The sequence below is a fragment of the Brucella sp. TWI432 genome (assembly GCF_039674445.1).
GTDB classification, from domain to species: domain Bacteria; phylum Pseudomonadota; class Alphaproteobacteria; order Rhizobiales; family Rhizobiaceae; genus Brucella; species Brucella chromiisoli.
The window spans coordinates 1-13,589 of the sequence record NZ_JBDJNL010000016.1; the positions used below are offsets into that span (position 1 = coordinate 1).

The window sequence follows — 13,589 nt, forward strand, 5'->3', positions numbered from 1 at the left end:
ACTATCGCGGCATTGCAACACGTTACGACAAAAACCCGGCCAATTTCCTGGCTGCTGTCAAACTCATCGCTGTCCGCATCTGGTGCATCAGTTTATGAGTCTACGCCGTAGTATAACGCTCCTAAATCATTATTTGTGATAATTGCTCATTCATCATATCACTAAGCACCGCCGTCTTCAGTATCCTACTCAACGTATCACAAACATTCTGTACCTGCGCACGGTTGAAACGATCGCCGCGATAAGTCACAATCAGCCTGATCTCGCGCTTATCACCCACATATTCTTCCATAATTTCAAATTGCATGCCTAGCATGGCTTCATCTTTATCCGGATCGACCTGTCGATAACGAATGGCGCCGCCCCGCCCGTCCGGCAAAGCACCGTTGAGCTTGTTTTGCGCATGAATTTGCACATAGACTTCAAAGAAACGATCCCGCCCCGGAACAATCCCTAAAGATTCCTCAATAATATCAATGGGAATGCCGGTATAAGGCATGGAACCGACCACAATATCGCGGCAGGATTCAATCAGTTCAGCCACGGTCATATCCGCATCAAACGGCACACGATGCGCAACCATAGTGGTAAAATAACCGACCGTGTCGTAGAAATGCGCATCTGTACGCCCGTCTGCCGAGGTGCCGATAACAAGATCGGAGAGATTGCCGATTTTATGCAGGCTCAACGCAATCATGGCGTAGATCACATTGAACAACGAAGCATTATTGGCACGCGCCAGACTATACAGCCCTTCGGCGGTTTCCGGATCAATGGCGCAGTCCATCCAGTCCACATCACCGCTTGTTGTTTCGGCACCAGTTGCTTCGGCAATTTGTGGCAGTTTCAGCCCATGCGTAGCCGTGCTCAGCATATTTTTCCAGTAATCAATATGGCGATGATCCAGCCCTTGTTCATATTGACGGCGAGCAAAGGCCGCCATTGACGGCGCAGCCTGCTCCCAATGCGGTGCCCTGCCCTCAAGTCGCGCCTGGTAGGCTGCACCCAGCTCATCCATCATCAGGTTCAGCGACCATTCATCCAGTGCGAGATGATGGAACAGGAAAGACAGGATCTGCCGTCCGGTCTGCTCATCGCGCATGAAACGCAGTCGTAACGGCAACTCCCGTGACAGATCAAACAAGTAACCTATCTCATCATGAAGTCCGACACCAATACTCTCGCGGCTGGTCCAGAACCACTGATAATTATCCAGATCGACCGCAGGCACAACGCGCTGATACACACTGTCGCCGGAACGGTAGAAATGACTGCGCAAACCGGCATGGCGCACCAGAATATCCTCAAAAGCACGGGCAAAAATCTGCTCGTCAACCTCATCAAGGAAATCCAACGCAAATGGCAGGTTGAAAACCGCACCATAATCAAACACTTCATAACCGCGCCACATCGACATTTGTGCAAAGGACAAAGGCACAAGTGTTTCTGTATTACCGGCACTGGCCTGATCCTGTGCCTCGGCATCTGCCGGGCCGACCGGCACAATACGGGATGCCAGACTTTCAGCCGTGGAATATTTAAAGAAATCGTTGAACTGCACTTCCAGCCCATGCTCAGTCAACAAGCGACCGATCACCCTTGTTGCCAGCATGGAATGACCGCCGCAGTCAAAAAAGTCATCACCGGCCTGTATAGCCGGATCACCAAGCGCACGGCGAAACTCCGACAAGATAATATCCGTATATGAACTGCTTTCCTGTGCTGTCTCGGCCTGCGCAGCACTGGTTGCAGCCGCCGCCGACGTTTGGCCTTGCAGGGCAGCACTCAACCGATCAAGCAACAATTCACCAGCCATATCCAGCAGTTTCGACCCCGTGCGCAATGTCAGCAAAAGCTGCTGATCATCTTTACGGCTGATATCCAGCGCAATATCGGCAGTCGCCTCACAGGATGGCAGCAGCAGCTTTTCCACCACTGGATAGCCCGCCTGAAACGCTGTATCACTCTCACCGCTCAAAGACAGATCAATCAAAGGCAGCGTCCTGTCGTCTTTCTGTTGATTGCCTGCCGCTCCGCTCTTTTGCAAAACCTCGCGAACCTGACCGGCCAGATGACCCGCAGCATCATGACGGCCAAACACAAAATTGCTCAGACTACCCGCATGATTAAGCCGCAGAACCAACCGCTCATGCGCACCGAGACGACTGATCAGCCGGGCAAATTGCTCGGCAATAAAGCCACTGATCTGACTGGCATCCTGCAACTCAAGTTTTTCTGAACGCAGCGTATCTTGATGCAGCAACATCTGCCATGCCTGACTGGCACCGGATTTAAACACCTGACCGGCGGTTGAGATCATACCCGCTTTTGTGCTGCGCTCCAAAAATGGCAGCACAGTATCGCCGCTCTGTGCAGACACAAAAACAGCTTTATATGTCTGAATCGGCAGAGATGGCTTTTCGCCGCGGCTCACTGCCGCAATCTTTTGCAGTAAAATACCGGCATCAATATTTTCATCCAGAATATGATGCAGGATAAAGGCAATCTGCTTTTGCCCACCTGCATTGGTCAGCAGCACCTGACAGGGTGCCTGCTGCTGTAGATCACACGGTGCTGCCTGCCGCACCAGCAGCAGCTCGCTCACATGCTGCGCCGAAAGCAGCTGAATATTTTCCACGCAAGGTACGGCATTATGTGCAGGCGTCTTAACCAGTTCAAAATCATCATTAAACTGAAAGCGCATATTCAAGGCAGGCTCACTCTGCACCACGCGGCGCACAGCCAGTTCCAGCTGTGCCATATCCGCATCATCCGCCAGCCGCCATGCTGAAATCCGGTTCAGCACCCGATCGGGCTGCTGCTGCTGCACCAACCAGATCTGCTGCTCATAATCAGACACGGCCGGTGCCGCCCGCTTTTCATCAGAAAAATCCGCAACACCTGAAAACGGATCAATCCCGTCATTAATACGGGACAGGCTCGTGTCTTTTTCCATGTGATCACCTTTATGAAAAGCCGGCTAAAGGATGCTGACCGGCTTTAAGATATGCTACGGATTTTGCCTTCCGCATCTCATTGCATTTGCGTAAAATTCTGAAATTCAAAGCGCAATATGCACAGATTAACACCACATTACGGTGGCGCATAAATTTAATATGACAATTTTCATCAGGTTTTATTAGGCAAGTCAAGTCCAGAAAATATAGACGTTGCTTAAATGCTAGATTAGCGGATTCCGCCTTGGCACAAAACAGAGACCGCACTCGCCGGCAGTACATATTTCCTGCAGAAATGGTAGAGCAAATGGCGGTTCTTCAACCGCCATTTGTTGTGATCAGCCCGGTATTTCCGGCTTTCAGTTGGTTGCGTGCCAGCTTTGCGTCTGCTGCTGGATCTGCCACATTTTGGCGAAACGACCACCGGATTTCAGCAGTTCCGGCTGCGTGCCCTGCTCGGCAAGCTGACCGTCCTCAATCACCAGAATATGGTCTGCCGCAGCGATAGTTGAAAGCCGGTGCGCAATCACAATCACCGTGCGTTCGCGCACCAGCGCATCAATTGCCGCCTGTACCGCCACCTCACTTTCCGTATCGAGGGCAGCGGTCGGCTCATCCAGAATAACAATCGGTGCATCTTTGAGCATAGCGCGAGCAATACTGATACGCTGACGCTCGCCGCCGGATAAACGTCCGCCGAGATCACCGATGCGGGTCTGATAGCCTTCCGGCAATCGGCTGATAAAGTCATGGCAATGCGCCGCCCGTGCGGCGGATTCTACCTCTTCATCCGTGGCGGAGGGCCTGGCCATACGGATATTGTTCATCACCGTGTCGTCGAACAGATACACATCCTGAAATACCACAGAAACCAGACTATTGAGCACATCCGGCGCAATGGAGCGAATATCCTTACCCCCGATCCGCACCACGCCTTGCTGCGGATCGGCATGGCGCAGGATCAGCCGCGTTATTGTAGTTTTGCCGGAGCCCGAAGGTCCGACCAGTGCCGTCAGGCTGCGTTCCGTCAGAGTGGCACTCATGGTTTTGAGCGCCGCCTTTTCCGGCGCTCTGGCATAATGGAAACTCACATTATCAAAGCTCACATCAAAGGCTTCTGGCTTTTCCTCCGGCGCTTGCTGCGGGAGCGGTTGAATATCCAGTAGAATCTGGATTTTCTGCAATGCAGCTTCCATGAGATCAATAATCAGCGTCATCAGAATAACACTGCTCAAGGGCTCACTGAAGCGCACAATGATCACCACCACAGCAGCCAAAACTGCGACTTCGAGTGAACCCTGAAAGACCAGAACGGCGCCGATCAGCACCACCAGTAAGAGCCCCAGCTCCATAACCGATGCAATCATCAGATTGGGTTTTGCGCCTTTGCGCTGGCCAATCGCCTGTATTTTTTCCAGATGGTCGATACTGTGTTGCAGACGCACGGATTTTTTACCAGCACAACCGGCGGCACGCAGCACAGCCAGCCCTTGCGTATATTCCAGCATTTCAGCACTGGCTTGTGCATTAGCTTCGGCAAGCGCGCGCATACCGCGCCCGAAAGCAGGCCGTCTCCAGCGATAAAATGGCAGCAATACAGGAAAGATCAGCAGCAAGAGCAGTCCGATGCGCCAATCAATAAATAGTGTCACCACAGCCACTGTCAAAGGCGTAATCACTGCATTGGCGATCAGATTGGCAATGGTCAGCACATAGGTCAGGTTTTCATCCACATTACCAAGCAGCGTGGCATTGATTTCACCGGAATGTTTATCCTGCAACTCTTCCAGCGGAATACGACGCAATTGCTGCCCGAGTTCTGTGCGCAATTCATGGGTGTTGAGCACCATATCACCGGCATAGTCGAAATTCTGTGCCATCCAGCGCACAACAGTGCTGGCAACCATAAAAGCAGTCATCAGCGCTGCCCATGGAAGCGCTGTCGCCCACTGACCATCACGCATAATCGCACGAAACACCGGAATGATACACACCAGCGCCAGACCTTGCAGAACGGCCGCAAGACCGAGACCGATCATACTGGCACGCAGGCGCGGTGCACGATGGCGGGCTGTCAGCATTAATTGCCGCCATGTATCCTTAAGCGGCGTAATTTGGGGTGTGGTCATGCTCATTTGCGGTCTCCCATCAGAGCCCAGCCCTGTGCTTTTTCATAATGCCCCCACAAACGGGCATAGACAGCGCCATTGGCAACCAGCTGATCATGACGGCCTTTTTCACTCAAACGCCCATGATCAAAGACGAGTATCTGATCAGCATCGCGGATGGTTGAAAGCCGGTGCGCAATCATCAGCACCGTCTTGCCCCGCATCAGATGCGACAGCGCTGCCAGCAATGCCGCCTCATTTTCCGGATCAGCAAAAGCCGTTGCCTCATCCAGGACAAGGATCGGACGGTTTTGCAAAATCGCACGGGCAATCGTAATCCGCTGGCGTTGTCCGCCGGAGAGAAACACACCACGCTCCCCCGTCAGTGTGTTATAACCGGAAGGCAGTTCCATGATAAATTCGTGTGCCTGTGCGGCTTTTGCCGCAGCGATCACATCCTCATCCGTGGCATCAGGCAGGCCTAAACGAATATTGGCCGCAATCGTATCGGCAAACAGAAAAGTATCCTGAAATACAAAAGCAACCTGCTGCATCAGCACATCGGTTCTGATCTTACGGATATCCGCACCGCCAACAAAAATTGTTCCTTCACTTACATCCCAGAAACGCGGTATCAGCCGCGCGACTGTAGTTTTACCCGCACCAGACGGTCCGACAAGTGCAGTGATTGTGCCCGGCGCAGCCGTGAAACTGATATCCTGAAGGACCATTGCTCCATCAGCTGTATAGCGAAAACCGACTTGCTCAAAGCGCACGCTGGCATCAACGGGCATTTGCGCCGCATCAGCATCTGCTTCCGGCAGAGCCGGCTGGCTCATCACCTCATTAATACGGTGAACACTAATTTCTGTGCGGGCAATGAGATGTTTCAACGACATCAGCGGTAGCAGAGATTCCGCCATGCCGGTGCAGATCAACAGCACAGCCACCCAAGTGGAAACAGCCAGTGCATCACGCGTTACCAGCCAGCCACCAAGCCAGACCATCACCGCCACTGTTGGCATGGGATTGAGAATAACCTGCGAAAAACGGGCAGGAAAACCGGCCATGCGATACCAGTTCAGCACAATATCCAGATAGACCTGCAAAGCACGCTGATAGCGCCCGAAAGTCACCGTGCCGCTGTCGAAAGTACGTACCACCGGCATCGCCTGCACATATTCAACCACCGAGACACTGACCTGCTCGCGGGCAAGGTTAAATTCATGCATGACCTCGCCACTCTTACGCATGGTGCGGGCAATGATCCCCAGCCCCACAACCAGCACAGCCGTGGCCGCAAGCGCCAACCGCCAGTCGAGAATAAACAGCGCGATAAATGTCAGCACCGGCGATACATAGGCGCGGGCATAAAGCGGTGTGCTGTCGGCAACAAAAGCATGCAGGTTTTTCACATCATCCATCATCACCTTGGCAAGTCCGGCTGCACCATTTTGCTGCACATAACCGAGCGGCACCTGTGCAAGATGATCGGACAAGTCTTTACGCAGCACGGTTTCCAGCCGGAAAGCTGCATAATGCGATTGATTGAAAGCCAGCAATCGCAACACATAGGCTAAAGCGGTAAAAACGGCAGCAGCGGCAAGCGGCTGCCACGGAAAAGCCTGCCGACTGCCCAGCAGCAAATGCACCTCCCATGCCAGCGCAATCAGGGCAAGCACTGTGGCCAGCGATGCCAGTGCAGATAAAAACATGGCATAATAGATTTTACCGCGCACAGGATTCATGATCTGCCATATACCCGGCGCAGCCTGTGTCTTTTGAGGATCACTCATATCGGTTTTCCAACTTTGACATTTGCATAAGATGCTTGAAACAGGTGCTGATCAGCAGCGTTTATTTCGCTTTGTGCCATGCATCGAGCGCATCCAGCGTGTGTTTGGCACTGGCAAAGCTCGGCGTGAAAACTTTGGAAGAATCCAAGTAGAGAACGCGCCCTTCTTTGGCCGGCTGTACAAATTGCTCCCAGCCCGGCACCACTTTTCCAACGGCTTTTTTGATCGTTACCTCATCATGTTCGGTCTGCGCCCAGCTGCTGATAATCACCAGCAAATCGGGATTGAGCTTACCGAAACGCTCAGGGCTGAGCTTCATCATCAAAGTCGGCTGGCCATTGACCGCCGCACTTTCATCGACAGTGAATTTCTTGAAACCGGCATCTTCCAGCGCCTGTGTGGCACCGGAACCGCTGCCGATGACGCTCAGCTGATCGGCCACCAGAATGAGCAGATAGGTCTTGCCTGCATAAGAATCGGCAGCCAGCGCTTTTGTTTCGCCTACCCGTTTCTGATAATCCGCCAACAGAGTTTCAAAAATATTTTCGCGGCCGGTTATGCGCGCCAGCTCTCTCTCAATAGCAAAATTGCTCAGGTCACCGCTGGCAAATTTCTGCAGATAAACCGGTGCAACACCGGAAAGCTGACCAGCTTTATCAAGGTCAAATTCCGTGCCGACAATCACGTCAGGTTTCAGTGCTGTCAGCCGTTCAAGATCAATTTGCCCGTTCAGACCAAAGCCTTTCGGTTTTCTTTTTCCTTTGCCAAGCACGGAGTCGATAAAATCCGCGCCGAACTGGTAAGAACCGTCATCATTGCGTCCGAGGCTGGCAACCGGATCCAGCCCAAGCTCAATCAGCGGCACTGTGGCCACAGGCTCATTCAGTACCACAATCCGTTTCGGCTCAAGCGGCAGGGTAACTTCTCGTCCTGTGGCATCGGTCAGCGTGTGACTGTCTGCCATTGCAAGACTGCTCATGCCCAGAAGAAGTGCCATTGTCAAAACTTTGATCACTGGAAGTTCCTTTCATTGCTGCCGTTTCCGGTAAAAAGACCGGAGGCGTAAAATTGCGAGAAACAGAGGCACGCCGATCAGGGTAAAGCTCAGGCCGAGCGGCAGAGAAACCCTGCCCCCGAATGACAGACGTGTGAGAATATCGGCAGCAATCACCAAATTGCCGCCCATGAGTGCTGCGAGAAACAAACGCGCCCTGCCTGTAGCGCCGGTGAGAAAACCGGTCAGTTGCGGCGCGAGGATGCCAAGAAAAGACAACGGCCCTACGGCTGTAACCGATGAAGCGCTGAGCAGAACAGCAAAAAACAAAATGACCGGTCGAGAGAAATGCACCGGCTCTCCCAGTGCCATGGCAAGATGATTGCCCAGCTCATAGCAATTCAGCGCTGCGCCAAAAATCACGATACCGATAATGCTTAAAGCGATTAATGGCAGGAAAAACAGGATCGTTTCCCAATTCGCCTGAAACAGCGAGCCTGCCATCCAGCTTGCGAGATTATAGGAGAGCTCCGCAGGCAAGTAGAGCAACAGAAATGAATCCACCGAGGTAAGAACCGTGCCCACCGCGATCCCCATCAGCAGGATTGCCAGCCCGTCAACATGGCCGCGGCCAACCAACAACAGCAACACACAGGTAACCGCCAGACCGCCGCCGAGTGCGGCCAGTACCACATAGGCTTTGGGCGCGGCAGGCGCAAAGGCAAGCAGAATGAGGATCATGGTCATGGAACCGGCGCTGATGCCGAATAATCCCGGCTCGGCCAGCGGATTGCGCGCAACCGATTGCAGCACTGCGCCGGCCAGTGCCGCACTCCATCCAGCCATAAAACCCAGAATGATACGCGGCAGCCGCACGGTGAGAATGGCATAATTCTGATCATGATCTGCGGCCTGCCCGAAAATCACCGGCAGAATATCTGTCAGGCCAACATGAATATCCCCGACATTCAGCGACAGTATGATCAGCGCCAGCATGATAAGAAACAGCGCCGCGCCAGCCAGCAGATCACGCTGCCGCAGTGCCAGTCCATTGTGCAGGCGAATGATTGTGCGTCCGTCTATTGCCACATCCAGGATCATGAGAGCCTCGGAGCCGATACGGACAGGTAATAGCGCCGTATTACCCAGATAAAGGCGAGACCGCCCAGCAGATCCATGATCACGCCGGTATGCACCACATAAGGCAGAAAGGCGATGCGCGCACCAATATCGGCAATCAGGGTAATCACCGCGCCGATCATGGCGCAGGCAGGCAGCGCATAGATGAAATGCTGGCCGGTAAAGGGGCGCACAATATGCGGCACAACAAGACCGACAAAGCCAATCGGCCCACAAATGGCAACCGCAGAACTTGCACCGATAATAGCACAAAACAGCCCGATACCAGACACAACAGGCGCATTCACACCGGCCGAACGCGCTTTATCCTCTCCGAGCAGAATCAGCGTTAAAGGACGCGCCAATGCCAGCAGCACCAGTAAAACTGCAATACCGATCCAGCCATAGCTATATAATCTCTCACTATAAGCATGATTGATATTGCCGGTCAGCCAGGGCAGATAATCCATGCGCAAGGTCGGATGTCCGAGCAGCACCGCATTACTGACACCGGAAAACAGCATGGCAATCAGCGTGCCGGATAAAATCAGCATCAGACCACGCGGCGCGGCGCTGCCCCCGGCCAGACGCGAAACTGTAAGGCACGCTGCAAAACCGGTGAACCCGCCCAGCAATGCAGCAAGCCCTTGCTGCTCAAGTGTCAGCTTGAAATAGATCGCACCGACAATCACAAACATCGTGGCACCGGCATTGACCCCCATTGTGGAGGAACTTGCCAGCGGGTTGCGGATCAACCCCTGAAAGACCAACCCGCTGCAGGCCATCAACGCTCCGACATAGACAGCAATCAGGCTGCGCGGCAACCGCTGATGGACAATAACCGCCTCTTCATAATTTGTCGGTGCGGCCTCTTTCAGTGCAGCTAAAATTTCCTGCGGCGCGGCATATTTATCTCCCGTTGCCAGTGCAGCATAAAAACTCAGCAACAAAGCAACCAAGGAGAGAAGCAGAAACAGGTACCGTCGCATCATCGCACCTGCCCGTCATCTTCAATTGGGAAAGGCTGGCAGATCATACGGCCTTTGCGGGTAAACACATCCGCCGAAATGTCAAAAACCATCTCAATATTGGCGGCATTAATCACATCTTCAACACAGCCTGCTGCCCGTATCTGTCCGTCTTTGAGCATCACCACATCATCGGCAAATGTTGCGGTGAGATTGATGTCATGGAGTACCACCAGAACCGTCTTGCCATATTGCTGCGAGAGTTTGCGCACCAGATCCAGCACGGCATATTGATATTTGACATCCAGATGATTAACCGGCTCATCCATCAGAATAATGTCGGTATTCTGCGCCAGCACCATGGCTACCCATGCGCGTTGCCGCTGCCCGCCGGACAGCGAACTGACAGGACGGGACGCCTCGGCAGACAGGCCGACGATCTCGAGAACATCACGATATAATCTGCGGTCTTCATTCGATGGCCCGCCCAGCAGCGAACGACGCGCATAGCCACCCATCTCGACCAATTCACCCAGCGTCACATAATCAGGACAATGCGCTTCCTGCGGCAGATATGATAAACTGCGCGCCAGCGCCCGTCTGCCAATGACACTGACCGGCTCGTCATTCAGCAAAATCCTGCCGCTTGAAACCGGCACAAAACCCATTATCGCTTTCAGTAACGTGGATTTACCACAGCCATTAGGGCCTGCAAGCGCAGTCACACGCCCCGCTGCAAACTGCACCGAAAGATCAGCCAGGACCGGTCTACCGCCATATCCTGCAGAGATATTGTGAATGCTGAGAACCAAGTTAGCCTCCGGCATTATCGCCAACGGAGAAATTTTTATATAAATTTCAGACTGTTATATTTGATAGCTCACATATCAAACAACAGCCGCAACAAGCGACGCATTGCACGGAGGTCTTGTGCAATGCCCCGCCGGTCCGGTAAATTTCCGGCTGTTATCAGGGTCAGAAATCAACCGATGCAGACAGCAGGAATGTTCTCGGCTTACCCAGACCGCCGCTCAGGCTGCTCCATCCCCAATAGGATTCATTGGTCACATTGAGCACACTTGCGCGCAATGTCAGCGGCTTGTCAGCCACTTTGGTCAGATAGCGCAAGCCGAGATCGAGCGTGGTGTAGGAAGGCACCGAAAGCGTATTGGTATTATTCACATAACGCTTGCCGACATGATTGATGTTACCGGTAACAGTCAGCCCCTGCATATACGCCACATCATATTCAAGCCCCATCTTGGCCATGAAAGACGGCGTACCTGGAGCCTTATTGCCCCTTTCAGCACTATTGGCAGTATCTCTCAGCTTGGCATCAATATAGGAAATACCACCGAGCATACGCAGGCCGGAAGCCAGCTCACCATAGACGGAGAGCTCCACACCACGGTTGCGCTGTTCACCATTGGCGCCGAACAGATTTGTTATCGGATCAACATACGCATTCGGCTTGCTGATCTGGAACATGCTGAGCGTGGTGGTTACCGTGCCAATATCCCATTTCACACCGGCTTCATATTGCTCGGTTTTATATGGTTTAAGCACAGTGCCAAAATTGTCTGTCCCCTCAGGTGCAGCCTCCCCTTGGCTCAATCCCTGAATATAATTGGCATAAACAGATATATTATCTGTTGCCTTATACAGCACACCAACAGCAGGCGTCACACGGCTTTCATCATAGTCCACGGCCATCATATGGCTTGGTAACAGATATTGCTGGTTTTCAACCCTCTGATATCGCGCACCTGCAGTCACCTGCAACCGCTCATCAAACAGGCTCATTGTATCGGAAAATGCGACACCGGTGAGCTTTTGTTCAATCCCGGCATATGGACCCATATTTGCAAAAGCGCTAACATCAGGAGCGGGACCAAAATCAATATTATAATAATTGGTCAGCGCCAAATTAGGCAGCGGCAATGTGGTGAAAGTGTTTTTTGATGTAAAGCGTGTTGCTGACAGGTTCCATTCATGGTCGATACTGCCGGTCGCAAGCTCACCACGCAAGCCGATTTCACCGGAATATTGCGTACCATCAGACACCTGACGATTGCCTGAAATAGCCATAGTTCCAATATCATCCATAAGAACATTACGGGTGATCAGGGAATCGTAACCACCGCTGCGCCGCCCCCATGAAGCATATGCGGTAATGGCATCGGTAATATCATATTCGCCCTTCAGCACCACGGTATCCGTGTCATTTTTATTGAATGACCACGGGGCTGCCAACGAGTGCTTGCCATTGAGCGGCCGAGGCAATCTCTTAACACCTGGGGCAATGGACAAACCGAAATAATTCACGCCATCCATATCTTCGCGCTGCTTGTAATAATCAACCGAGAAGCGCGCCCGCTCACCGCGCCAGTCCAGCGCCACAGAGCCGACTTTCATGCTGTGTTTTTCATTTTCAATGGCAGTATTGCCGTCACGCAGCACACCATTAAAACGGATACCCCATTCATTATTCGCGCCAAAGCGTCTGCCAAAATCAGCATGCACGCCCCATTGGCTGTCGGAAGCATAAGTGGTTGTAAGACGCGTAATAGGATCATCCTGCGCACGTTTCGGCACAATATTTACACTGCCGCCGACACTGCCGCCCGGAGGCATGCCATTCAGAAAAGCAGACGGGCCTTTGAGCACTTCAATACGCTCGGCAAATTCTGTTGAACCGCGCATATTCGGCGCCATACCGATCAAGCCATTATAGCTCACATCATCCGCCGCACCCGCAAATCCGCGAATATAGAATGTTTCATAAATATTGGATGTATTGGAAACATAGATCGAAGGATCAGTCGCGCCGATCACCGAGCCAATATCCTTGGCCTGCCGGTTTTCCATATAATCTTTCGTATAGGAAACCGTGCTGAACGGCGTGGACATCACATCCTTATTGCCCAGCAAACCAACGCGGCTGCCCGTGGCAACCTGCCCACCCGCATAAGCCGACGGAACATCACCTTTACTACCGCCTGTATCAATCAGAATTGGGGCAAGCACCACCGAGCCATCAGCAGCAATACCGCCACCCGCATTAACATGACCGATTACAGCCTGACCGTTTGGCGTAACGCGTACCGGAATATCGGTGCCCGCCAGCATTGTCTGTAAAGCCTGCGCGGAAGAGAAATTTCCCTTGACAGGTCTTGACCGGAGACTACGCGCCACATCCGGCGCAAGCGTAACAGACAAACCTGACTGACCGGCAAAAACATCCAGTGCTGAGGACAAAGACTGCGCCGGAATATCAAAACTCTTTGTGCCCTGAGCCGTTTGGGCAAATGCGGGCATCGTATCGGGGCTCAGCACCACCAAACCGGCAAGCGCACTGGACAACATAAGTTGGGAGAATGTGGCAACCCTCACAGATGAGACTGACCGGATATTCACAGGAAAAACCATAAACTTGACCTCGGCAACAATTATTATCATACCCCTAAAATAATTTACATATTTAGTCAACAATACGGAATCTGGGCAAATTCATATTAAAAAATATAATAATTACAGTTATTTAAGATAAGTTGCCCTATAACATGAATATAAAATACAAGATTTAGACAATGCAGCGAAAAATTCACAAGCAATTATTAAAATAGCACCACTGAATTTGCTATAAT

8 protein-coding genes and 1 pseudogene are annotated in these 13,589 nt (G+C 52.3%); 1 reads left to right on the top strand and 8 read right to left on the bottom strand.

Going from position 1 to position 13,589, the window contains the following annotated elements:
* Nucleotides 1–98, top strand: a pseudogene (locus tag ABE527_RS17090) (IS5/IS1182 family transposase); the annotation flags it as partial.
* Nucleotides 99–121: 23 nt separating this feature from the next.
* Here ABE527_RS17090 and ABE527_RS17095 read toward each other — a convergent pair.
* The 8 genes from ABE527_RS17095 to ABE527_RS17130 form a co-directional block, all read right to left on the bottom strand.
* A complete protein-coding gene (locus ABE527_RS17095; RefSeq protein ID WP_499697655.1) occupies nt 122–2,956 on the bottom strand; it encodes a condensation domain-containing protein in 2,835 nt (944 codons plus the stop codon).
* Between the two features lie 360 nt (nt 2,957–3,316).
* Complete coding sequence (locus tag ABE527_RS17100; RefSeq protein ID WP_499697656.1) at nt 3,317–5,092, bottom strand: ABC transporter ATP-binding protein; 1,776 nt, start codon at nt 5,090–5,092, stop codon at nt 3,317–3,319.
* The gene (locus ABE527_RS17105; protein WP_499697657.1) at nt 5,089–6,861 is read right to left on the bottom strand and encodes an ABC transporter ATP-binding protein; all 1,773 of its coding nucleotides are present in this window, start codon (nt 6,859–6,861) and stop codon (nt 5,089–5,091) included. Before ABE527_RS17105 ends, ABE527_RS17100 begins: the two co-directional genes overlap by 4 nt.
* Nucleotides 6,862–6,922: 61 nt before the next feature.
* Nucleotides 6,923–7,876, bottom strand: coding sequence for an ABC transporter substrate-binding protein (locus ABE527_RS17110; RefSeq protein ID WP_499697658.1), 954 nt, complete (start codon nt 7,874–7,876; stop codon nt 6,923–6,925).
* A gap of 12 nt (nt 7,877–7,888) precedes the next feature.
* Nucleotides 7,889–8,956: a FecCD family ABC transporter permease gene (locus tag ABE527_RS17115; RefSeq protein ID WP_499697659.1), complete on the bottom strand. Its 1,068-nt coding sequence runs from the start codon at nt 8,954–8,956 to the stop codon at nt 7,889–7,891.
* The gene (locus ABE527_RS17120; protein ID WP_499697660.1) at nt 8,953–9,966 is read right to left on the bottom strand and encodes a FecCD family ABC transporter permease; all 1,014 of its coding nucleotides are present in this window, start codon (nt 9,964–9,966) and stop codon (nt 8,953–8,955) included. The genes ABE527_RS17115 and ABE527_RS17120 overlap by 4 nt, the downstream gene beginning before the upstream one ends.
* On the bottom strand, nt 9,963–10,769 hold the full coding sequence (locus ABE527_RS17125) for an ABC transporter ATP-binding protein (protein ID WP_499695155.1): 807 nt from the start codon (nt 10,767–10,769) through the stop codon (nt 9,963–9,965). The genes ABE527_RS17120 and ABE527_RS17125 overlap by 4 nt, the downstream gene beginning before the upstream one ends.
* A gap of 148 nt (nt 10,770–10,917) precedes the next feature.
* Entirely contained in the window at nt 10,918–13,371 is a 2,454-nt protein-coding gene (locus ABE527_RS17130) for a TonB-dependent siderophore receptor (protein WP_499697661.1), read from the bottom strand.
* Nucleotides 13,372–13,589 lie beyond the last annotated feature (218 nt).